At 57.3% G+C, this 22,686-nt stretch carries 23 protein-coding genes and 1 tRNA gene; 11 read left to right on the forward strand and 13 right to left on the reverse strand.

The features are described from left to right. From NZK35_RS31685 to NZK35_RS31700, 4 genes are all read left to right on the forward strand, one after another. The coding region (locus NZK35_RS31685; protein ID WP_259636542.1) for a hypothetical protein at positions 1-310 on the forward strand (310 nt) is incomplete at its 5' end. A gap of 264 nt (positions 311-574) precedes the next feature. After that, positions 575-1,675 (forward strand): dihydrodipicolinate synthase family protein, encoded by a 1,101-nt coding sequence (locus tag NZK35_RS31690; RefSeq protein WP_259636543.1) that lies wholly within the window; start codon positions 575-577, stop codon positions 1,673-1,675. Beyond that, positions 1,665-2,165, forward strand: coding sequence for a hypothetical protein (locus NZK35_RS31695; protein ID WP_259636544.1), 501 nt, complete (start codon positions 1,665-1,667; stop codon positions 2,163-2,165). Before NZK35_RS31690 ends, NZK35_RS31695 begins: the two co-directional genes overlap by 11 nt. Positions 2,166-2,173: 8 nt before the next feature. Next, on the forward strand, positions 2,174-3,322 hold the full coding sequence (locus tag NZK35_RS31700; RefSeq protein WP_259636545.1) for a DUF6398 domain-containing protein: 1,149 nt from the start codon (positions 2,174-2,176) through the stop codon (positions 3,320-3,322). On the opposite strand, the gene NZK35_RS35040 is transcribed toward NZK35_RS31700, so the two are convergent. From NZK35_RS35040 to NZK35_RS31720, 5 genes are all read right to left on the reverse strand, one after another. After that, positions 3,244-3,723, reverse strand: a complete 480-nt coding sequence (locus NZK35_RS35040; protein ID WP_407699861.1) for a VOC family protein — start codon at positions 3,721-3,723, stop codon at positions 3,244-3,246. The genes NZK35_RS31700 and NZK35_RS35040 overlap by 79 nt on opposite strands. Further along, the gene (locus NZK35_RS31705) at positions 3,720-4,250 is read right to left on the reverse strand and encodes a helix-turn-helix domain-containing protein (RefSeq protein ID WP_259636546.1); all 531 of its coding nucleotides are present in this window, start codon (positions 4,248-4,250) and stop codon (positions 3,720-3,722) included. Before NZK35_RS31705 ends, NZK35_RS35040 begins: the two co-directional genes overlap by 4 nt. Further along, positions 4,243-4,536, reverse strand: coding sequence for a hypothetical protein (locus tag NZK35_RS31710; RefSeq protein ID WP_259636547.1), 294 nt, complete (start codon positions 4,534-4,536; stop codon positions 4,243-4,245). The genes NZK35_RS31705 and NZK35_RS31710 overlap by 8 nt, the downstream gene beginning before the upstream one ends. A 586-nt stretch (positions 4,537-5,122) precedes the next feature. Continuing rightward, entirely contained in the window at positions 5,123-5,566 is a 444-nt protein-coding gene (locus NZK35_RS31715; protein WP_259636548.1) for a hypothetical protein, read from the reverse strand. Between the two features lie 615 nt (positions 5,567-6,181). Then, positions 6,182-6,325, reverse strand: coding sequence for a hypothetical protein (locus tag NZK35_RS31720; protein WP_259636549.1), 144 nt, complete (start codon positions 6,323-6,325; stop codon positions 6,182-6,184). 920 nt (positions 6,326-7,245) lie between these two features. Between NZK35_RS31720 and NZK35_RS31725 the strand changes: the two genes are divergently transcribed. Further along, positions 7,246-8,049, forward strand: a complete 804-nt coding sequence (locus NZK35_RS31725; RefSeq protein ID WP_259636550.1) for a Vgb family protein — start codon at positions 7,246-7,248, stop codon at positions 8,047-8,049. A gap of 751 nt (positions 8,050-8,800) precedes the next feature. Here NZK35_RS31725 and NZK35_RS31730 read toward each other — a convergent pair. Beyond that, positions 8,801-8,874: transfer RNA gene (locus NZK35_RS31730), tRNA-Arg, on the reverse strand. Positions 8,875-9,468: 594 nt separating this feature from the next. On the opposite strand from NZK35_RS31730, the gene NZK35_RS31735 reads away from it, so the two are divergent. Together NZK35_RS31735 and NZK35_RS31740 are read left to right on the forward strand one after the other, a co-directional pair. Next, positions 9,469-10,080, forward strand: a complete 612-nt coding sequence (locus tag NZK35_RS31735; RefSeq protein WP_259636551.1) for a hypothetical protein — start codon at positions 9,469-9,471, stop codon at positions 10,078-10,080. After that, positions 10,067-11,356: a zinc ribbon domain-containing protein gene (locus NZK35_RS31740; RefSeq protein WP_259636552.1), complete on the forward strand. Its 1,290-nt coding sequence runs from the start codon at positions 10,067-10,069 to the stop codon at positions 11,354-11,356. The genes NZK35_RS31735 and NZK35_RS31740 overlap by 14 nt, the downstream gene beginning before the upstream one ends. 475 nt (positions 11,357-11,831) lie before the next feature. Here NZK35_RS31740 and NZK35_RS31745 read toward each other — a convergent pair whose 3' ends face one another. The 6 genes from NZK35_RS31745 to NZK35_RS31770 form a co-directional block, all read right to left on the reverse strand. Beyond that, positions 11,832-12,653, reverse strand: coding sequence for a 3-keto-disaccharide hydrolase (locus NZK35_RS31745; RefSeq protein WP_259636553.1), 822 nt, complete (start codon positions 12,651-12,653; stop codon positions 11,832-11,834). Positions 12,654-12,725: 72 nt separating this feature from the next. Then, positions 12,726-12,866, reverse strand: a complete 141-nt coding sequence (locus tag NZK35_RS31750) for a hypothetical protein (protein ID WP_259636554.1) — start codon at positions 12,864-12,866, stop codon at positions 12,726-12,728. Continuing rightward, positions 12,863-14,407 carry a hybrid sensor histidine kinase/response regulator gene (locus tag NZK35_RS31755; RefSeq protein ID WP_259636555.1) on the reverse strand — a complete coding sequence of 515 codons (1,545 nt, stop codon included), beginning with the start codon at positions 14,405-14,407 and terminating at the stop codon, positions 12,863-12,865. The genes NZK35_RS31750 and NZK35_RS31755 overlap by 4 nt, the downstream gene beginning before the upstream one ends. Before the next feature lie 136 nt (positions 14,408-14,543). Further along, a complete protein-coding gene (locus NZK35_RS31760) occupies positions 14,544-16,499 on the reverse strand; it encodes an ATP-binding protein (protein ID WP_259636556.1) in 1,956 nt (651 codons plus the stop codon). Further along, complete coding sequence (phnD, locus tag NZK35_RS31765) at positions 16,496-17,404, reverse strand: phosphate/phosphite/phosphonate ABC transporter substrate-binding protein (protein WP_259636557.1); 909 nt, start codon at positions 17,402-17,404, stop codon at positions 16,496-16,498. Before phnD ends, NZK35_RS31760 begins: the two co-directional genes overlap by 4 nt. 66 nt (positions 17,405-17,470) lie before the next feature. Then, the gene (locus NZK35_RS31770) at positions 17,471-18,211 is read right to left on the reverse strand and encodes a DUF2314 domain-containing protein (protein ID WP_259636558.1); all 741 of its coding nucleotides are present in this window, start codon (positions 18,209-18,211) and stop codon (positions 17,471-17,473) included. A gap of 431 nt (positions 18,212-18,642) precedes the next feature. Between NZK35_RS31770 and NZK35_RS35045 the strand changes: the two genes are divergently transcribed. Together NZK35_RS35045 and NZK35_RS31775 are read left to right on the forward strand one after the other, a co-directional pair. After that, positions 18,643-18,750 (forward strand): PEP-CTERM sorting domain-containing protein, encoded by a 108-nt coding sequence (locus NZK35_RS35045; protein WP_407699862.1) that lies wholly within the window; start codon positions 18,643-18,645, stop codon positions 18,748-18,750. 17 nt (positions 18,751-18,767) lie between these two features. Continuing rightward, positions 18,768-19,823, forward strand: coding sequence for a zinc-binding dehydrogenase (locus NZK35_RS31775; RefSeq protein WP_259636559.1), 1,056 nt, complete (start codon positions 18,768-18,770; stop codon positions 19,821-19,823). A 116-nt stretch (positions 19,824-19,939) separates the two neighbouring features. Here NZK35_RS31775 and NZK35_RS31780 read toward each other — a convergent pair whose 3' ends face one another. Further along, entirely contained in the window at positions 19,940-20,191 is a 252-nt protein-coding gene (locus tag NZK35_RS31780) for a Rho-binding antiterminator (protein WP_259636560.1), read from the reverse strand. Between the two features lie 204 nt (positions 20,192-20,395). Here NZK35_RS31780 and NZK35_RS31785 point away from each other — a divergent pair, with 204 nt between their 5' ends. Together NZK35_RS31785 and NZK35_RS31790 are read left to right on the forward strand one after the other, a co-directional pair. Next, positions 20,396-21,712 carry a Gfo/Idh/MocA family protein gene (locus tag NZK35_RS31785; RefSeq protein ID WP_259636561.1) on the forward strand — a complete coding sequence of 439 codons (1,317 nt, stop codon included), beginning with the start codon at positions 20,396-20,398 and terminating at the stop codon, positions 21,710-21,712. Next, positions 21,712-22,629 carry a hydroxypyruvate isomerase family protein gene (locus NZK35_RS31790; protein WP_259636562.1) on the forward strand — a complete coding sequence of 306 codons (918 nt, stop codon included), beginning with the start codon at positions 21,712-21,714 and terminating at the stop codon, positions 22,627-22,629. The genes NZK35_RS31785 and NZK35_RS31790 overlap by 1 nt, the downstream gene beginning before the upstream one ends. Positions 22,630-22,686 lie beyond the last annotated feature (57 nt).

The raw sequence follows: 22,686 nt of genomic DNA on the forward strand, positions 1-22,686 counted from the left end.
AGCCTGCACACCAACGGTTGTTGCGTTCCATTTGTCTAATGCCCGTGCCATTCGTGGGTGGCCCCTTTTGCTCTGTGTTGTAGAACTGAGTGAACTTCAATCCGTTGCCGCCAAGGCATCCAAATTCGGCGTGGCAATTTCACTGCCGGATACGGCAGTCCCTGGCTTGATAATTTTGCGTAGAGCGTCGGGTTCATTCCCCATGTCGGCCATGACGATCAGACGGGACTGTGCATTTGCCGAACTGGACGCAGCGAAGGACCAGGACAGTGCAAACGCGAAAATGATAACGGGACGCATCATGGATTAGGCCCTTTGGATCTAGTCTTCTGAAGAGTGTTGGATACGTAGGAATTCTACTTCGAGGCACTGCTGGTCGCCTAATCGGAAAGCGATCCGTCGCCGCACTCCATCACCCCAGTATTTTTCGATTCTGTTTCGTCGGTGTTTGCGATCATGTAAACTCACCGCACCCTCAATTGTTGAAACACTCAAATGTTGTCGCACTCAATGTCGGCACCGAGGGGCCACGCTACCGTCATCTACATTTTTGATTTGAATTCCGAGCAGCACCATGACATTTCAGCAACGTCGTTCACGGCGGACCATCATCAAAGACACATTGGCTGGGGTTTCGAGCGTCGTTGCGGGAACGGTTTTGTCGAGGAGTTCCTTGTGGGCCGATCAGAACGGGGCAAACACCCAAGCCGATCCCAAGATTCGTGGACCGTTTCCGATTCTGTCAACTCCGTTCACTGAATCGGGCGAAGTCGATTACGTCGTCTTGGCGCAGGAAGCGAAGTTCGTTGCGTGGGGTGGTTGCCCGGGAATGATCTGGCCTCAATCGGGAGATAGCGTCGATCTGTTGACGATGGACGAGAAGATGAAAGGGATGGAGGTTTTGGCCGAGACGGCGCGCAGCCTGCCCACCTCGCTGTGCCTTGGAGTCCAGGGGAACGATACCGAAGAGATGCTCGCTTTCGCAGAGCACGCTGAAAAACTGGAACCGGAAGCAATCATCTCTCGGCCTCCCGATTCGGGGAAATCAGAGCAGGACCTGCGGCAGTACTGGAGAGCTCTGGCCGCAGTGGCCAAGCGGCCGGTCATTCTGCAAACAACCGGCGGCGTCGCCTACAAAGGGCCACTCCCGTCACCGGAGCTGATGATCGAACTGGCAAAGGAGTTCCCGCATTTTGGGTACATCAAAGAGGAAGCTGGCGACGTTTTGGAACGAATGCGTACGTCGATCGCTGCTATGCCTCCCGTGCGACGGGTGTTCAGTGCACGAGGTGGATTTCATTGGCTGAGAGAGTCTCAGCTTGGATCGGAAGGTGTGATCACCGAACGCGCGGCGTACGCGGATGTGCTCACCCGCATCTGGGAATTGCAGCAAAGTGGTGAAGACCCGAAAACCCTGGAAGACGTGTTCAACAAGTTTGTTCAAATGGTCAAGGTAAAACCGGGCAGTCTGCGTGGGGCCAACTTGAGCATTTGGATGAAGCGAGGCGTGTTCAAGAATATGCTGTCTCGCAATTACGGCCCCGGGCGATCCATCCCCGCCTCGCCAATCGTCTCCGAACTCAAACTCACCGACGAACAGATCGCGGCGGCAGAGATGCGTTTTGACGCCTTGCGGCCTTACCTGAAAGAGGTCTCGCCTGAAAATGAGCATTGATTTCCACACCGATGCAGGCGTCGTCAAAGACGGTAAATTCTATCCCCATAGACAGACGAAGGGAGAAGAGATCGCGGGAGCCCCTGCGAGTGGACTTCCCGAAAACGAATCACGCGATCACTTGCGGAACTTTATCGATTGCATCCGTAGCCGCAAACGCGAGGATCTGGCCTCGGATGTTCTGGATGGGCATCGCACGGCCGTGGTGGCACACCTGGGCAATCTTTCGTACCGCCTGGGTGATCAGGCTTCCTTCCGTCACCAGCCTCAACCGCTTTCTGAAAATCAGGTTGCTGCAGAATCCTTTGAACAAATGAAACGGCATCTGGTGGACGCCGCCGGAGTCAATTTGGCGAACGCTTCTTATCGAATCGGTCCCACACTTCAATTCGACGCAACGACAGAAACCTTTGTAAATCACCCCCAGGCAAACCACTTCCTGGGCAGAACCTACCGGCCTGGATTTCAACTACCAACCATCACCAGCTGACGATCATCATGAACCTGACACCTGACGAGGGAAAGCTGTTTTACGACCTGTATGCGGCCCTGCTATCGTTCGTGAACCGTAGGCTGGACGTGTCTTCCGAGACTTTCTCAGACGCTCGGGAGTACACGACCACGCCGCCCGAGATCAGGGTGGCCATACGCGATGCCCTGTTCGAGCATCGGGATTTGATCGACGAGTTCGTCAAAGAGAACCCGGCAAGGCTGGGGGCCGAGGCATTGGAGATCGTCGGCAGTTGGAAACACGCTCTGCCGGGCAAGTTCTATATCTTCCGCTACCTGAAAAAGTACACGGTTTTTCTGTCCAGTGGCGACTCCCCCAACAAAGCCTATGGCGTACTGGGACTGGCGGACCCGATGGTGGATGTCATCGGTCCCTACCTGCCACAGCTGGTTGCAACCGTCCTGCTACCTTACCAGGGCAGGATCATCTATGACGGCATGCTTGCAGGGTACAACATCAGGTTCGGCGGCGGCATCAAGCGGTCGCTCAACGAGGAGTACAAGCAGGCCAAAGAGAAATTCGGCATCGTCACGTCGCTCGGGGATCAGGCTGCACCAAAGCCCAAGCAGAAAACGGCCAAGAAGCAGCCACGGAAAGTGAAGGCAGCCCTTGGTGGTCGCTCCGCAGCCGACGAGGCCAAAGCGATTGCCGAGGAGCTGGCCCAAATGACAGATGCCTTCTGCCGGAAGTTCCTCAACGAGGAATACGCTGTACTGTGCCGCGAGTTGGTTTCGGTTTTGGCGAGGAAGCGACCATCGCCGCTTCTTCGTGGTAGACGGGAAACTTGGGCCTCTGGTGTCGTGCGAACCATCGGATGGGCCAACTTCCTTCATGATCCAAGCCAAACTCCTCACCTGAATTTGTATTCCATCGACGAAGCTTTCGGCATCGCGGAGAGCACCGGTGCGGCCAAGCTGAAAGAGATCCGGACGATGCTTAGGATTCGGCAGCTCGATCCCAAATGGACACTTCCCAGCAAGATGGACGACAATCCGATGGTCTGGATGCTGGAGGTCAACGGCATCATGATGGATGTTCGGCACGCCCCCCGGGAACTTCAACAAGCGGCCTTCAAGAAGGGCTTGATCCCATACATCCCGGCAGACAGGGCTGAGGCGGACGAGGCACCGCAGTAGGCGGAGAAATCAAGTCCAGCTCGTCCTATGTCGTCGCTGTCAGTTCGATCTTGTGACCATCGGGATCGCAGACGACTGCGCGTCTTCCCCCATGGTGAAGCTTTGGGGCGGCTGACTGCTTTGCCACCGGCGTCAACAAGACGCTGGAAAACTGCGTCAATTTCGTCGACGGCAAATCCGATTCGTGTCCCTGTGGTTGGCGTAGCATTCTCTGCCAGTGGGTAGATTTCAAACGTCTGGCTGGCAGACTCAGACGCATAGTGTTCCGGCCCATCACCGTGGCGATGTTTGGTGAAATGTAGGCCCAGGGCTTCGTAGAAACTGGCTGCCTGATCGACCTGACGAGATCGAATCACCAAGAGGTTGCACCGCACACCAGCAATTCCATTCTCAAGACTCATGCTGTTTCCTGTTCGTCTTCGAGTTGAATTAACTTGGCAGATCCGTTGGGAAACTGTGCCATCAATTTCAGCGTTCCGCCAAGCGACTGGCAATACTCACGCAAGGAGCTGATCTTGATGTCGCCGCGCCTTTCCATTCTCGACACGGCCCCTTGTTGAACGCTCAGTCTTTCCGCCATTTCAATCTGTGAAAGACCAAGTTCACGCCGCAGTTGCGACAAACTGACCGCAACCGGTGGCGAAGTCTGCCCTCGCGAAAGCAGTAACGAAAGCACGCGATGACGCACGGCATCAGCGTCACCATAGACTTCATCTGTCTTTTCGCCGTAGTCGGCATCAGGAGAACTCGATACTCCAAACCCACGGTCTGTCTGCCACTGCACATTGACAGTGTGCCCATCCCTGAGGATGTCGAGAAACCAAACACCGCTCGCATTTTTTGGCTTGTCGACTGTTACCGACGCACCGGGGCACTCTTTGGTTATTTGCTCCCCAAGGATCTGAATTGGATTTTTATTCTTACTCAAAATCAACTCCGTTGCCGTCGCTTCCAGGCTTGCTAAGAAGGATGTTACCTTGCAGATCCCTAATCTCGATCGCACCGTTGTCACGAATCAAAGGATTGTGGCCACGCGAACGATACCGCACCAAATCGGGGCGATTCTCAACATCCCAAGCATTGTCATCCTGAGGCGGATACATCCGCCCATCGGTCTGCCATCTCGCAGGATCGTTTGGAATGCCGGACATTTCGTCCTCCACCACAGTCAGCATTTCACGAAGTAGCGACAGGGCTTCTTTCGCCGTCGCCAAGTTCCCGGCAGATTCCAATCTCCGGACAAACTCCTGAAACCGCTCCTTTTTTGTCGAAACTCAACTGCCCTCACTCCCCGCAATCATTACACGCACTGCATATTCCGTCAAGGTAATATTCTTATCGCGTGCCTTAGCCTTCCCAAATGCCGCAGACACCAAACACCAAATCACTGGGCCGCGTCACGTCGGGTAAGCGATTTTGCTGTCCTGCCCTACGAGCGTAGCCCTGACGGGCCTCGATCGTAAACCTCACCAAATGGCCGGACCACCCTTCTCTTAAATGGCAGAACCTCCGAATCGGTTGCAGTTGGTGGGTGGCACCAGATCACTGCCGTCTGGATGGATCAAACGGGTGAACGAACCTGTGAGCGAAAACGAACGGGTACGACTGCATTGAGCAATCGCTCGCAGTCAGCCATTCGGCGAGCCCGGATGGGTCGAAACGACGGCCCGAAAAGACAACCTCGAGTCGACCCTGAGAAAGCGAAGTCGACCACGCAAGTCCCCCAAACTGCCAAATAGGCTCCTGACCCTTTTTGTCGCTCCGCGTGTCGGACACCTTTTTCCGGCCTTAATGTCACTCTTAGCCGCCGATTGGTGAAAGCCTCCGCAGCTTTACCTGTGCTTTTACCTGCGGAAGACCAATGAGTTCATCGTAGACGCGATTATATCCCACGACGAAGTTGGGGGTTGCCTCCTGCGGATCGGTCAGAATCCGAAGGTTGCTTTCATCAGGCCACCAATGGTGATGGGGGATCCTGAAAATATGCCCATGGTGCCTGCCACCGTAAGCCGCAATCAGCCAAGGTTCGCGGGCCGCTCCTAAAGCGTACCAGTGAGACCGTGGGCGAAATACCTCCCACGCCCTGTCATAGATGCCGAGAAAGTCTTCGGGAATACGCCGCGTCCATTGCTTCACTCTTAGGAAAAACTCGAGAGACGCAACCCAAGAACCAAATGCATTTGACAACTTTTGCTTCGCAGTGCTGCGGTCGTTGCTCGCCAAGTTTCCCGCATCTTTTAACATGAGCCCATACTTAACCATGCTCTGGTACAAGAGTTGTGTTGTCTGTTCATTTTCCCCTGATCGCCTCTCCTGATCCGCCATTTCGTGTGGCGAAATGGATAGGGTACTCGCGAGTCTGATGGGCATAGCTTGGCTCCGAGAGCGATTGTCAAACGTTGTGCTTGGCGTCCTAGGAGCATACGTCGCATTCTCCCCTGAAACAAAAAAACAACTTTCGATCATCGAGTCTTCTTGCGGCCAAACCGTTTTAGGCCCTGGAAAAGGTGTCGAACACCAATTTGACACCCTCAATGCCGTGCGTCAGACGCCGCGAAGCATGAATTGAAACACCAGCATCCGACCCACCTGGTCTGCGATGCGCCGAAGGTGCTTCGTGCCCTCCGCCGGCCCCCGTGTCGGCGGAGGGTCGTTTGAACCGAGCGTTTGTCCTCGAACCCCCATTCGGACATCGCAGCAATGCCTCGAAAAACCTGGGTCCTGAGCGATTAGCCACTAAAATCCACGAAGGGTGTAATTTGGTGCCACCACCAAACCAGCATGGCAACGCAGACGCACGCTCCTGCTAGCATGCCCGTAGCCGGGTGGCATCGGTTGCAGTTGGTGGGTGACACCAGATCACTGCTGGAGCATCTCGACGTACTTGAGCCCTTCAATCTTCAGGTCGGGCTGCTTCTCCGTCTTCGCCTTCTCCGGACGATCAGCCGTAGCAGCTTGCCTGCGTTTTCGTCGCTTCGGTCGTTTCTTGGTCGCGGTTGCCATGTCACGCTCATAGCATCGCAACCTGATGATGTTAGAAAAGTGCCCTGATCGAAAAGCCGGCAATGGGCGTCGCAGTTTCCCGGTAACATCAACCGAATCGTCTTGGCCTTGCGACCGTTGTTGATGTTTCACGGACGACAGAGAAACGCCAGGAAATGATTCAAACGCGTCGACATCTTATCGGACGCGATGCTTCCCGAAGAAGCTTACGCCAGCTTCTGAAGTCTCCTGCACGCAGTTCATCCCCGTCCCATGGCAATCGGCGTCTTGATCTCACGGGGACTTTTCGAAACGTCACTGCCGCACGACTCCCAAACAATGGCGCGTCGTGCGTTCAACGATTTCGGTCTTATAGTAAAAGAAAAACCGATTCGATCACGCAACGCCGGTCAGATGGGAGTCGTGGGGCTGATGATCAACGCGTGGGGCCACACGAGATCAAAACGCTGCAACAGGTTCGGCGCGGATGACCTTCGGCCAGAACATCTCAGAAGCTGGCGTTAGCCTCCGCTGGCCATCCGGCCGATCAGGTCCGCTGCAAACAGGAGCACCCGTTGCTATCGTAGCATGCTCGCGCCGTGCAAACGCCGGGCCGAACATTATTGGGGCGGGGTGGTTTTTCTGACGCGTTCTCGATGGGGGATGTAACTCCAGTTCTCGGTCCATTGGTCCACCCCACCCCCGGTTCATTCCCGCTCGTCGACATCTCCTAGCCCCATTGACGATGCTGCTGTGGACTCGCCGCTCAATGCCCCTGATCCGGCCTTTCAACCGACGAGAGGTGCGGCAAAACACCCACCCCACCGAAAGGATGTATTCAAAGGTGCACGTGCAGTGACCGAAGCTGCTATGATTTTCGTCGATCCGTAATATCTCAGAGCCGAAAAAAACACCATTTTAAGTAACAACAGGAGTCATCCATGCGAACCCTTCTCTTTAGTTTCTTACTTGCGTTGCTCGCATCGACGCCGGCGAATGCCGGTTTGGTTTTATATGGTTTTGACGAGACTACGGATCAGCTGATTGACATCAACCCCAGCACTGGCGCGGCTAGTTCCATTGGTCCACTGGGTTTCGGTCGAGTCGGCGAGATCGCTGCCAACAGCACCGGTGACCTGTTTGGTACCAAGTATGACTCAGACGAACTCTTGTCAATCGATCCGAACACCGGAGCAGCAGTAGTTGTCGGTTCCTTCGGGGGCTTCCCCAACGTGATTGGCTTGGCATTTGACAACACCGGCACGCTTTTCGGAATCGATGACGGCACAGACAGTGTCATTACGATCAACACGACGACAGGGGCGGCGACGGCTCTATCTACCGTTTCCAATACTAATATCAGCGGACTTGCTTTTGCCGATGATGGAACGCTTTTCGCAAGCGATTTCATCGATGGAAATCTCCTTACGATCAACCCGACCTCGGGAGCTCTCACAACGGTGGGGGCATTCGGAGTGCCAGGTGCACAGTTCCGCTCTTTGGCCTTCGATCCGAACGGTGTTTTGTTCGCTGCGGACGCTGCAGGTAACACGTTGTACTCCATTGATACGACTAACGGCGCCGCTACGAGCATTGGCCCCCTCGGATTCTCTCACGTCACCGGCATAACGTTCTCGGCGATGGCCGTTCCCGAACCGTCATCTATGTGTACTGTGGCCATGTTGTTCGGTCCGACCTTGCTCTTTCGCCGGCGGCTCAAACGCTCTCACCAACGCTTTGCCTGAGGTTCACCGCAGGGGCTTGTCGGCTTTCACCATCGTCTACGCACGAGCAAACCACCGGAGTGTCTGCGACGGCGATTCGCTCGCCCCCAACGATTGGCTGCGGCCTCGGGCGAAGCTCGTTACAGGCCTTCGCTGTTGCCTCCACAACAACCCTCGGCGAATCCATGACCGCTGGCAGGCAACGTGGCGCCGCGGCCTGACGGAGGCTTTGGCGCTCATCGAGGACTTGGTGATTTGGTGCCCTGGGACAACGAAAATTTTGCCCGCCTAATGAGAGGATCAATGCATGGTTGTGCCGTGAAGTGCAAACGGGGCGAAAGCAAAGGGCGATACCCCAAAGCTGGAGTCGCGGAGAGCGTCAGGTAGGTCGCTCGCATTCGAACGCAGCGCGTCGATGCTTCATGAGTGAACCGGACGCGCACGATTCGCGGCCGATTTGGCTTGGATGCTAGCCCAGAAGTGAGGCGTCGAATTCGACAATGCAGTCGTCGCAGATTTGCACTCGGGCGCGATCGATGGACTTGGTGTCGGGATCGACGAGGACGAAGTCGCGTAGTCCTGAGCGGTGTAGTTTGGGATCAACTTTTCAGCGGTCCTCAGATCGATTGCCAGAAGCGATGGCTTTGCCTCCAGCATAGCCTGATCGGTCCAGGGTTTGAGGGGATCGAAGGCGGCCGGTTCGACTGGCAAGAGGCCGCGGTCCCGGCAACAAAAAAACCACGTTTTGCATTGGCAAAACGTGGTTTTTGAGTACACCCCAGAGGATTCGAACCTCTAACCTTCGGTTCCGTAGACCGATGCTCTATCCAGTTGAGCTAGGGGTGCGGGGTTGAGACGAGGAAGTTTAGCGAACCGAAAATGTTTTGCAAGGCCGACTCTGCCTAGACTTTCAGTGGTCTGCGAAGGTTCGCGGGGGCGGGCCGGGATTTTCGCTGCTTGCCGTACCATCAGGCCAACTGTTTCTTTTCGGCCCACCCCTGCGGTTTCTCACAACTTCAATTTCTCCTCCCTCGCGTTGGGGCGTCCCGCCGGTAATCGAGCGGGTTCGGCGGCGCAGGCGACCGTTCCGTTTCGCAGTTGCTTCCATGCCAGTGCTCGTTCGGGATCCGGTGCCGGCTGGACGCTGGACCGCGGGATGCTCGGTCTGCAAGGAGGATCAGGTCGGTGGCCGGTGGCGAGATGGCGTATCCGCCGTGCCGTGCCGGGGCTGGTTGGCAGATGTCGCCGCAATGGGGCGCGGCGATCGCGACCGATTTGGCGTGGTGGGCAGCGGGTCGAATCGGTAGCGGGTCGAATCGGTAGCTTTTTGGGTTGCGTGGTGTCGAGGGACAGTTGGCAACACGGTGGGATCCGATTGGAGTATCATTTCTCGATGGCGGTTTCACCTTCATTGAGAATGATTCTGAATCGGGCGATGCGATGCAAATTCACAAACGGCGGAGTTTCTGGACAAGGAACGTTGATCGATTGTCGGTCGCGATCACGACGCTGTTGGTCGTGGCCAACACCACGGGCTGTCTGCCGGAAGCGCCGCCGCTGGACGGCATGCTCTCGTTTCGCGAAGCCAACGAGCTGCTGTTCGAAGAGCACGCCAACCACGGCGCGATCTACAACATCGACCACACCTGGAACGGCAAACCGTTCAAGGCCGAATGGCGGTTGGCGAACTATCTGAAGAAGAGCGCTCAACTGCAAATCAAGCCGCCGACGGAAACGTTCGACGAAGTCGACCTGTGCATGGCGCTGGAAACCGCGCTGGCCGATGAGTCGTCCAACCCCTGGCACAACGTCGCCGACGACGCAATCCTGCGCGGGTTCCGCCACGCGCTGCAAAATGACGACACGCACATCGCGGCGGCCTATTGCCCCGACGCGCCCTACGACATCATGGTCAAGGTCAAGAACAACGGGTCGGAGTGGTTTTGCGAAGTGAAGGTCCAAAACCTGATCGACCCCAAAAAGCTGGAAGAAGCGCAAAAGTACGCCCAGGAGCAACTCGACCGACTTGAGAAACAACATGCTCACGATTAAGTGCCCCAAGTGCGCGACGCTGATGAAGCTAGAGCAGCAAGCGGTCGCCGTAAAAGTAAAATGTCCCAAGTGCCAGACGGTGCTGAAAGTGCCCGGCAAGGAAGCGGCGTCGAAGCCGACTGGGCAGGCGGCAAAACCGTCAGCCAAGCCCGCGCCGAAAAACGGGGCGCAGCAATCCGCGGCAAAACAATCCGCGGCAAAACAACCTGGGGCAAAACAACCTGCACGCAAGCAGGCAGTCGCCAAAGCGGCGGCGCAGCGGAAGCCTGTGGCGAAAAAGGTCACCGCGCCGGCTGCGGAGGAGTCGCCGTTTGCCGACGACAATCCCTTCGCCGACCTGCCCAGCGGCGGCTTTGATACCGCGGGTGCCGCGGCGGCGGGCACGGATCCATTGGCAGCGGACCCCTTTGCGGCTGACCCGTTTGCCGAAGCCCCGGCCTCGGGTGGATCGCCGTCGGGCGGTTTCGATTTCGGCAACCTGGACCTGCCCGCGGCTGCGCCTGCGGCGGGCGGGTTTCCCGTGGGCGGACTTCCGGGCGGCGGTGGATCCGCGTTCCCCGCCGCCAACGGAGCGCTGGCGCCCGCGGCGGCGCAGCCGACGTCCAAACCGGCCACCGGCTCCTCGGGGACTGGCCCCAAGGGGGCGGTCAATAAGAAGTTGTTGTGGATCGGGATCGGTTCGGGAGCCGTCGTCGTTTTGGGACTGGTGATCGGTCTGGCCGTGTTGGCGGTCCAATCGAAGGGATCGAAGCAGGCCAAGTCGAGCCCGGCGAAGTCGTCAGGGGCGGTCGAGGTTCCTGCGGGTTTCCAAGCCGGCTCGGTCAGCGGCGTGTCCTTTGTCGTCCCGGAAGGCCAGTCCGTCGAAAAGCCGCCGACATCGATCGAGGCTCAGGTCTTCGAGAGCGCCGCGACCGGCGCGACGTTTTTCGTCGGGGTCGATACTTACGAGTATCTGAACCCCAGTCAGATGCAATTGTCGTTGCGCGCCGGAAGGATGATCATGTCGGATGTCTACGGAGGCGAAAGCGTCGAGCGCGACGGGCACTCCGGCAGCAAGGGCAACAGCAGCGGCGGGATGACGCTAACCGACATGGCGGTGGAGTATTACCTGGTCGGTGATCAGGTCATCTTGATCGGATGCGGCATGCCACGGGTGGAGTGGACCGAGGAAGACTTGGAGGAGGGGCGACTGCCCGAACCGAGCGAGGAGGGGAAGGCGAAACTGGAAGCGTTTGAAGAAGAGAAGACGACGTTTTTCGCTTCGGTGCGGATTTGAGCGAAGAGGCACTCACGAATCGTTCCGCTTCACCGGAGGCATCGCTGGGCGGCGGATGAGAAATGAACGGAAAAGAAGTGTCGGATTTTTCAAGTGGGAAAGGTTGCCAGCCTGTCATTCCGGCGTCGACAGGCTGGAGGCCTATCCCATTTATTTTCCGTGCGTTGCTGAGCGTTCGCTGCGACCCCATCCGGGGTCGAGGCGAGCATGGGGGCTTGGTCCGGAGGTGGCGCTGCGCTGACCTCCGGCTACTCGCTGAGATCCCTTCGGGATATTGGCGTGTTCCCACGCGGATCACTACGCCGTGAACAATTTATTAGCGGAAGGGCGCGAGCCCTCCGGTGTTTCGGCAAAGAGGCGCAAGCCGGAGGGCTCGCGCCCTGCCGCTAACACCTCGTAAAACACAGGAAAGAAATCGTTCACGGCGTAGCGCGGAGCATGGGAACCAGTGGGGAGCTTGGGGATGGAGCCTGGATCATTCGTCCAGGATCATGAGTTCGACGGAGCGGAAGTCACAGGGGTGGCTTTCCGATTGCAACGAGATCGTGCCTTGGTCGAGCAGGTTGCCGCCTTGTTTGTCTGCCAGCATTGCCGCGTGCGGGTCGCGATCATCCAGTTGTGGCTGGGTGTATTCGAGCACCGTCTCGCCTTCGATGATGTGTCGGACCAGTTTGGAGCCGCGGACTTCGACTTCGGCGGTCACCCATTGTTCGCCGTGGTACGTTTTGGAGCTGGACGACGTGCAGTGGGGCAGGAATAGCTTTCCGTTCATGACCACGTTGGTACCGGGGGTACAGAGATTCAACGTCGTCCGTTCGTCTTTGCCGTTGCCTCCCAGCAGTTGGACTTCGATCGAGGTCGGGAAGTCCTGATCGATCGTCATCATCTTTGGGTCTTCGCCGTGAAGCATCAGACCGCTGTTGCGGGTCGCCCAGCCCGGGCCGCCTTTGACTTGATCGCCGACAAAGCGATAGACGACGCGTAATCGGTAGTGCGAAAACGGCTTGGTGTAAAACAGGTGCCCGAAGCGTTCGTCGAAAGTCTTGTAGGCCGATTCGTCATAACGAACCTTCAGCAGCCCGTCTTCCACGCGAAACGTGTTGCCATAGTTTTCGCCCAGCGCGTGGTGGCGAATCTTGGGAATCCAGCCGTCCAGGTTTTTGCCGTTGAACAGTTGGATCCATTCGGACTCGCCGCCTGTGTCCGTCGCCGGTTCGTCACCGCGGACACTGGGTGCGACAGAGAAGCAGGCAAGAGCGAGGACGAAGGCGAATCGATAGGTTGAGAAAGTTTTCATTGTGCCGGTCAAGGGAGTGGTTGGTCGTTTTCGCCGGGTGTCTTGGGGAGCCGGCGATTGGATAGTATAGAGTCATTGATCGCGTTTGTCGGCGACCGTTTCAGAATCGTAGGGGTCGGCGAATGCACCGAAGCCGCCGAGCCCCCGGTCGACTTCCAGGTCGGTCGCGGTGACGAAGGAGGCTTGCTGGCCGGCAGGACGCTGGGGATTCATGAGAGCGAGTGTTCTTGTGGTGGGGCGTCGGTTTGGGGGCTGTCGTTGGACAGCGGCAGGGCGATGTAGAACGTAGATCCGTCGGACGACGAATCGTACGAGAGTTTTCCACCGTGGGCTTCGACGATGGACTTGCTGATGGCTAAACCCATGCCGATCCCCTCCTGTTTGGTGGTATAAAAGGCGTCGAACACTTTCGCCTGTTGTTCCGGTGCGATCCCCGTGCCGTTGTCACGGACGGAGACGCGGGCGTGTTCCCCACCGACGGCGACGTTGATGGCGATCGTGGGATGAACGCGATCCCGTGTCGCATCGCATGCATTTTGCAGCAGGTTGACCAAGACTTGTCGCAACTGGACGGGGTTACCGAAGACCATCAGTGGCGTGTCGGGATGGGGACAGACGAATTCGGCGCATTGGTTGTGCGGATTGCATTCGACCAGGTCGACCGAATCACGAACGATCTGATTCAGGTCGATCCATTGTTGGTCACCATGGCCGCGTTTGACGAAGCTGCGCAGCCCACGAATGATCTGGCCGCAGTTTTCGGTTTGGTCGCAGATGGTTTCCAGCCACGATTCGACGGGCATGGAATGTTCGCATTTGTCTTTGGCGATCGCGACTTTGGCGGCGACAGCAAAGTTGGCAATCGCGGCGAGTGGTTGATTGATTTCGTGGGCGATCCCGGCAACCATTTCGCCCAGGGTGGTCAGCCGAGAGACGTGTTCGAGCTGAATTTCCATGTCCCGAAGTTGTTGCTCGGAGACTTTTTGGTGGGTCACATCAAACATCGCTCCGCGCAGCATCTGGGGATTGCCGTCGGCATCCAGGACCAGGTGCGTGACGATGTGCAGCCAGACGATGCGTCCGTCGGACGCGACGACACGTAATTCCAGGTCACCGTCGCGGGAGCCATCCGCCCTAGCGGCATCGGCGGTGAAAAACGCTTCGTAGCGTGATCGGTCTTCTTCAACAATCCGTTCGTCCCAAAACGTCGGTTCATCGATCCAGCGATGGACGGGGAATCCCAAGATGGATTCGGCCTGTTGGCTGACGAAGGTGAAGCGACGTTGGGGGAGGCGGCATTCCCAGACGATCGCCTTGACGTCGTCGAGAAGCTCCCGAAACTTTTGTTCGGAGTGGGAGAGCGCTTCGGAGAGAAGATCTTTGGCCGCGCGGTGCACCCGCAGAATCAGTTCGGCGGGATCGTAAGATTTTTCGACGTAGGCAAAGGCACCCAAATTGACGGCGTCCTTGGCGGAGTGAAACGACCCGTAGCCGGTGTGGATGATCACTCGCATCGCCGGTTGAAGCTGTTGCATCTGCCGCAACAAGCCGATGCCGTCTTGTCCGTGCAGCTGCAAATCGAGGATCGCGACGGCAAAGACTTGATTGCCACATTGCTCCATCGCTTCGTCGTAGGACTGGCAGGTGCAAACCTGAAAGCCTTCGCTTTCGAAGATGTCGCGCAGCGTCAACAACTGGTTGGGCTCGTCGTCGACGATCAGCAAGTTCGATTGTGCGGCGGCCGCATTACTCACGATCTTTTCCTAAACTCCTTTGCAAACGCATGACGGGGGACTGTTCACCTGAGCACACCTCGCCAGACATCACGCAGGCTTCGTGGGCGTGATCGGCGATCATGATGCGCTGCTTGGGGCTCGGGGCATTTTCGGTTCAGTGAGTCTGGGACGGGGGTGAGTTTGATGTGGCCGGCACGGAGGGGAGGCTGATTTGAAACTCCGTCCCCTCTGATTCGCCCTCCGCGACCCGGATCGTTCCGCCGTGTTGTTCGACAATTTGTTTACAAATGGCAAGCCCCAAGCCGTTTCCGGAGGATTTTGTCGTGAACAACACGTCGAATACCGAGCCGCGGTCTGGCATCGGAATGCCGGGCCCGGAATCGCGAACGGCGATGACGTCGCGATCATCGGTCCGCCGTGCGGAGATCTGGATCTGTCCGCCCGTCGCCAGCAACGCATCTATCGAATTATTCAGCAGGTTTTGAAGCACCTGAACGAAATGGTCCTCGTCGACGAAACACTCGAAGGTGTCAGGACTACAATGTACCTGAAGATCGATATTCTGTGGGAGATTCGACCTGGAAAGAACCCGTTCGACCAGGTCCGAAAGACGGATCGGTTTGCGATCCATTTTTCTGCGACGCGTGACGTCAAGCAATTCGTCAATGAATTCGTTGCACGTCGCGATCTCGTGATTCATCAAATTCAGATACTGCGTCTTTTTCTGTTGGTCAATTTGGGGATTGCGTTGCAAGTAGTAGATGGCATTGCTGATGGCGCCCAACGGGTTTCGGATTTCATGCGCGACCTGCGCCGAGACTTGGCCGATCGCTGCCAGACGCGTTTTGACGACCAGTTCCTTTTTCGCTTCATTGAGTTCAGCTTGGACACGTTCGTGATGGCGACGTTGCAATTCCTTCACTTGGATGTGTTCCAAGACACGTCCGACCTGTTCCCCGACGCTGCGCGCCATCAACAGCATCACCTCGTCGGCTTGAATCGTGCGTTCACTGAAGAATTCCAGAATCGCCACCACCTGTCCGTCGATGACGATTGGAAATCCGAGCGCACTGCGAAGCCCATGGGATTCGCACAATGATTTGCGGATGAAGTTTGGATCTTGTTGGATATCCACGATCCAAGCCGGTCGTCCGGATTCCCAGATTTGGCCGGGCAAGCAATTTCCGGTGATGAAAAATGTGTTTTCACTCGCCTGGCGGAAACTTTCCAAACGAGCGGGATTGGAAAAGTGCCAGATGTCAGCCGAGACCAGCCGTGACGGTTCAGACGGGGACGGCCAATACACGTGTCCGACGCTCCAGTCGGTCATCTGGCAAACAATTTTGACGCATTTCTCCAGGGCTTCACGGTACGACGAGGTGTCTTCGGACATCGTCACGGCGCGATAGAGCAACTCGGCTTGAATCGCCCGCTGGGCCAGTTTTCGTTCCATTTCGTCGCGACGGTTGACGGCGCGTTTGGCGAACACCAGTACAGTGACGATCGCCGCAAGTCCCAGCCCGGAAAGGCTGATGACCGATGCCAGGAACATTCGCGAATCCTCCAGGCTCTGCATCAAGCGTGCGTCGTCGCGAAACGCTTGGGCGTGGAGTCGATCGAGTTGAATGCAACGAATCCCAATTCTCTCCAAAGCGTCCGCCTGCAAAAGCGGAGACGCTTGCGGGCTTTCGCCGGCTTCATTCAACGCGGCAACGGCTTCGGCAAGACGCCGTGTGGTGGCTTCGAATGGGTGCTCGTTGAACTGGCGTTGGATCCGCTGAATCTTGCTCAGGCGTTGATTGATGATGTAGGCCGAACGTCTCGTTTCCCGACGCACTTCCTCGGCGAGGATGGAATCAGAGGGTTCGAGCAGGGCCTGGTAACGATGTTGTCGAAGCAAACTCAGTTCGGACTGGATTTTCGAAAGCGACAGACGCGTGGCCGAGTGATAACTGTTCGAGTTTCGGCTCAGTCGGTTGACCGCAATGCGTCGCTGGATCAGGGTTCCGGCGATCGCCCAGCTGACGAGGATGGTGATCACGACCAGCAGAACGATATAGGTGAAAATGGTTCGCGATGATTCCCTGGTCGCGGGGAGAGCACGTTTCATCGTGGTTCTCCTGACGGGGCAATTTCGTCGACGATGCTTTGCAACGCATCAAAATCGTCGGGGTGGACGGGGACGAAGTACTTGGCCAACAGGTGATCCAAGATAGTGGCGTTTGCGGGATCGGCCTCGGACAAGTTCAGAAACGCGTCGCGGAGTTTCGTTCGAACCGCTGCAGGCAGGTCGGATTGACACGCCCAGACGTAATCCACATAGGGCGGCGTTTCCCGCATGACGCGAATTGCGTTTCGGCTGATCCGTTTCGAAGCGAACATGGATTCGATGATCGGGCCGTTGGCAACGCCCAGATCGACCTCGCCGTCCCGAACCGCGATGGCCGTCGCATCATGGGCGCCGGTATAAATGACCGATTCAAAAAACGTTTCTGGATCGATGCCTGATTCCCGCATGAAGTATCGGGGCATCAGGTGCCCGGAGGTGGAAAGACGCGAGCCGAAGGCAAATCGACGGCCGCGAAAATCGCCCAACGCCGTCGCCGATTCGTCTGCCCGGGTCAGGTAGTAGCTGGTGAAACGCAGGTCGCGGTCGCGTGAAACCAAGGGGACGGCATGATGCGAGCGGTTCAGTTTGACAAAGGTGTAGCCGCCCAGCCATGCCAATTCGACGGCGCCCTTTTCAAAGGCGGCCTGCAATTCCTCGTAGGATTCATGCAGCACCAACTTGCATGACAAATCGGTGCTGTCTTCCAGATAGGCGACCAGTGGCAAGTACCGTTGTTGCAACATGCCGCGGCTTTCATCGGGCAACACTCCGATGCGAATCATGCGGAGCGTCGGCTTAGTCGGTGCCGGAGGAGAGCATCCGATCAACAGGATGGCGACGACGGGCAGGAGCACGGCGAAGCGGCACGCACGACCCGGCGATTGGCACTGTTTTGCCTTCGACATCTTTGCCTTTGACATCAACGTCCGCCGATCCTTCGGGGCACTAGGTTCTTGGGAGGTGGACGGCAATCAGCCGCCGGCTTGTTTTAGTGACTCCATCACGTCTGTCCAGTCGAGTGATCGGGCGTAATCAAACGCCGTCCAACCACGATCGCATGTTGCATGGACATTAGCATTGTTTTCCAGCAGCACGTTCACTGATTTTTCCCTCCCGAACAAAGAGACCATGTGCAGCAATGTTCGGCCGCCGTCAAACACTTCGTGGACGACGGCGGGGTCGGCTGCGATCTGTTGGGCGAGCACCGTCGCAATCGTGGTTTCGAACGCGTCGCTGGTTGCGGGAATGTTGACGGATTCCGGAGGCGGGAAATCCAATTCCCACGCTTTGTCGTGACGCTGACGCTCGACCGTATCCATTCGCGAACGGATCACTTGCACGGTGAAACCGCCATAGACCACATCATCGATCACGCACAGCCAATCGTCCAGTTGGGGCAGCGGAATCTCCACGTCGGCGCCCTCGGTGACCGAACGCAGTTTGTTGGGAGCGTTGAGCAGCACGCCGGTGACATGGATGCCATCAAAATCAACCTGCTCGATCCACATGTGCTCCAGGTCAGAGTCGGGATCGGAAAAGTCGTCGCAAAAAGGGACCTTCACACAGGACAGTTCGCAAGCCGGGACGATGCGGTTGAAGTCCTGGCTGATACAATTGAAGAATCGTCGAAACGATTCCCGCGCCGCTTTCGACGCGCGGAGCATCTGTGGATCATTGCCGAGGTGGTAGGTGACAGGATTGGAGTGGTTCATTTTGTGTTTCCGTCATCCGTGTTGTTCGTCGGCCTTTTGCATTGTAGCCGTTTGGACGGCTCCGAATTGTTGATGCCTGCGTGAATTGGAGTTAGAGTGGCAAGGCCGGGATAGAAGGGATGCGGGGAAACCGCGCCCAGCCAAGCGATCGAGCGCACCGTTTGGTGAGAGATTCGTTGGGAAAAGCTGTGCCGTTGCCACTGCTGGAAAGGAACACGATCGAGATGAATCAATGCTTGTTGCGACGTATCAGCTGTGTCGTTGCCTGGTGGGTTGTTTCACCGCTCGCAGTGTATGCCGAGCCGGTGCTGTTTTTGGCCGACGGCAATTCGTCCAGTCTATAGACGAATAAGACGACGGGAAATGCGACTCGCGTCGGAAGCCTGGGACTGACGCCCAGCCCGATCGGGCTGGCGTTCCGTCCGGCAGCGATCCCCGAGCCTTCTTCCTGTGTTCTGCTTTTGCTGATAACTTGCGTGCTGGTCATGCGGACACGACGGCGGCGTACCTTGTTCGCCCCGTGTCTAACGTTTCCTTAGGCAATAGATCCCCATCGATGCGCGCCGTTTGTTTTCAATCCGTCAAAGACGTTTCCGTGCAAAGCATTCCGGATGCGAAACTGGAAGCGGTCACTGATGCGGTGGTGGAGGTCGAGCTGGCCGGGCTGTGTGGCAGTGATTTGCATCCGTACTTCGGTCGCGAGGTCGGCTTGGATTGCGGCACGGTGATGGGGCACGAATTCGTCGGCCGCGTGGTCGAAGTGGGCGAAGCGGTGCGGGGGATTGCGATCGGAGATCGTGTCTTCAGTCCGTTCACGACGAATTGCGGAACGTGCTTTTATTGCCGGCGTGGATTGTCGTCACGTTGTCCCAGCGGGCAACTGTTTGGATGGCGTCAGAACGCGGTCGGGCTGCACGGCGCGCAGGCTGAACGGGTCCGAGTGCCGCTGGCCGATGGCACGCTGATGAAAGTCCCCGAGGGATTGCATGGCGAAGCGGCGCTGTTGCTCGGCGACAATTTAAGCACCGGGTCTTTCGGTGCGTCGATGGCCATCGATCCGCAGTCGGTCGACGGAGAGGTTTATGCGATCGTCGGATGCGGAACCGTCGGGTTGCTTGCGATTGAGTGTGCACGTCGGATGGGAGCGCGCAACCTGTTTGCGGTCGATCCCAATACGGCACGTTTGCAAATTGCCGAACAACTCGGTGCGACCGTGTTTGAAAATGCCGACGAGGCCGTGTCAGCGGTACATGCGGCGACCGATGGACGCGGCGCCGATGGGGTGATGGAGTTTGTCGGTTTACCCGAGGCCCAAGCGTTGGCGTATCGCTTGATTCGCCCCGGAGGTCGCATGTCGGTGATCGGTTGTCATTGCACGCCGGAATTCGCCTTCAGCCCCGCCCAAGCGTATGACAAAAATCTTACCTATCGCACCGGACGCTGTCCCGCACGGAGCTACATGGATGTCTTGCCGGAAATGCTGTTGAAAGAGCCGATGGATCTGTCGTGGTGCTTTACCCATCGGTTCGGCGTGGAAGACGCTGAAGAAGCCTATCAGACGTTTGCCGGCGGAAAAGACGGATGCGTGAAGGCGGTTCTGGAATTCTGCTGACACCAACGAAATCGAGGCGCGTCGTCGTGAGTGGCGTAAGCTTCCAGCTTGCGTTTCACGAGTGAAACGAGATGGCAAGCTGGAAGCTTACCCCACTTTTCATTCTTGACGAAACGCTAGGACTGACATTCACCGGACGAGGGATGGCCGTCGGCGCTGATCAGGCGATCCAGGCGAATGATCGTCCCGTCGTCGAGCTTCACCCATTCCTGTTTGTCTTTGGAATAAACATCGACCACCACCGCCCTGGTCTGTTGCTCGTGTTCTTCGTCGTCTCGGTAGCGGATCGTGGTCGGCGATTTGCGCATCGCCAGGATTTCGAGTTGATCGTAGAAGGCACAGCTGATCGGAGTGTAGGGTTCGTCCATCGTTTCATTTCGACCTGAGACGTGTTGGAACGGGCGCGTGGGATCGCGCGGGGGGCATTGCCATTGGATATACTAGCCGATCCACAGCAGACCAAGCACGACGCTGGGACGACCAAACGAATTCTTCCCCACAGAAAGGCGGGACGGAAAATGAACGAGGAACCCAACACAAAGTCTTCATCCTGCGGATTAACACGACGGGGGGTGATCGCATCGACTTTGGCGGCCGGTGTCGTGCCCTCGGCGCTGGCCACGCGGGCCTATGCAGCGGGATCGGATCGCATCAAGATCGGATTGATCGGCTGTGGGGGCCGTGGCACCGGTGCCGCGGCACATTCCCTGTCCACCGGCCGCGACGCGGTGCTGTGGGCAATGGCCGATGCGTTTCCGGACCGCTTGCGGATCAGCCACAGCTCGCTGATGCGTGGGAAAGCCGGCAAGTCGAATGTCGAACAGGGCAGCGGTTTTGGCAACGCCATCGATGTCCCACCGGAACGCCAGTACGTCGGCTTGGACGCCTACCGAAAGATCATCGATTCCGACGTCGATCTGGTCATCTTGACCGGGCCTCCCGGCTATCGACCGCTGCATTTCGAAGCAGCGGTCAATGCGGGCAAACACGTGTTCATGGAAAAGCCGTTGGCCAGCGATGCCCACGGCGTGCGACGGATTTTAGCGTCGGGCGAAAAAGCTCGGCAAGCGAACCTGAAGGTCGGCGTGGGGCTGCAACGGCACCATCAAGACATTTATCTGGAGGCGATGAAGCGGATTCACGGGGGCGAAATCGGACGAATCGTTTCGATGCGTTGTTTTTGGAACACCGGCTTTCCCGCCAAAACCGCGATGCCGCGTGAGGAGATGACTGAATTGCAGTACCAGGTCCGTAACTGGTACTTCTTTGACTGGTTGAGCGGTGATCATATTTGCGAACAGCACATCCATAATTTAGACGTCTGTAACTGGGCGTTCGGTGATCACCCCGTCCGGGCCGAAGGGATGGGCGGGCGGCAAGTGCGAACCGACAAGAAGTACGGCAACATCTTTGACCACCATGCCGTCAACTACGAATACGCCGATGGAACGATTCTGCACAGCTACTGTCGCCAGATCCCAGGCTGCAGCAAGTTGGTCGCCGAACAGATCGTCGGTACCCAAGGCGTTGCAGAGTTGAGCACCACGCGGTGTGCGCTTTCCAGCGGTGACAAAACGATTTGGGAATCACCGCGGAGACGTGGCAAGGATTACCAAAGCCCGTATCAAGTCGAATGGAACGCGTTGATGAAAGCGGTGGTCGAAGACACGCCGCATCATGAAGTCGACTATAGCGCCAGCAGCACGATGACGGCGATTTTGGGCCGGCTGGCCACCTATTCTGGCAAGACCGTTGAATGGGACGAAGCGATGGCCAGTGAAAAGGTGATGACGACCGATGCGGAATCCTGGGACGCGCCCGCGCCGATCCAACCGCTGGACGACGGTTCTTATGCGATTGCGAAACCCGGTGAAACGAAGGTGCTGTGATGGATCGACGTGAATTTTTGAAAGCGACCGTGGCCGCCACGCTCGCAGCGACCATGCACGGACAACAGGCCGTTGCCGCGGAGCGATTGCGGCCGTTCACGTTGAACTACGCGCCGCATTTTGACATGTTTGCCCATTCGGCCGGCGACGATCTGTTGGACCAGCTTCGCTTTGCGGCCGATCAGGGATTCCGCGCCTGGGAGGACAACCCGATGAAGGATCGTCCGGTCGAGCAACAAGCGGCGATCGCGAAGGAAATGGAACGGCTGGAGATGAAGATGGGCGTCATCTCGGCACTCAAGGGGGTCTGGAATGCGGTCAATTTTGCCGGGGACAACCAAGCCGCCCGCGACGAGATCTTGGAAACCATGCGAGAAATTGTCGATGTGGCTCGACGCGTCAACGCAACCTACTTGACCGTCGTTCCAGGATTGGTCGATCCCAAACTGCCGCGGGACTATCAAATGGCCAATTGCATCGATCTGCTGAAGCGGTGCTGTGACGTGGTCGAACCGCACGGTTTGGTGATGGTGTTGGAACCTCTGAACCGCAAGACGAACCATCCGGGCGTCCTGCTGCACAGCTCCCCACAAGCCTATTTGATCTGCAAAGCCGTCGCCCGTGACTCGTGCAAGATTTTGTATGACATTTACCACCAGCAGATCAGCGAAGGGAACTTGATTCCGAATATCGACCGCTGCTGGGACGAAATCGCGTATTTTCAATGCGGTGATAATCCGGGACGACGCGAACCCGGCACGGGCGAGATCAATTACCGAAACGTGTTCGCGCATCTGCGCGGGCGCGGGTACAGCGGCATCATGGGGATGGAACACAAGAACGCCGGCAAGGGGATCGACGGCGAAGCGGCGGTGATCCAGGCGTATCGAGACGTGGATCCTAACCCTGTGGCGTAAGCTTCCAGCTTGCGATTCCAGGCAAGGTTCTGGCTTGCGCCCAATACCGCTAAGTTA

This window comes from Stieleria sedimenti (assembly GCF_025060895.1).
Taxonomy (GTDB): Bacteria; Planctomycetota; Planctomycetia; order Pirellulales; family Pirellulaceae; genus Stieleria; species Stieleria sedimenti.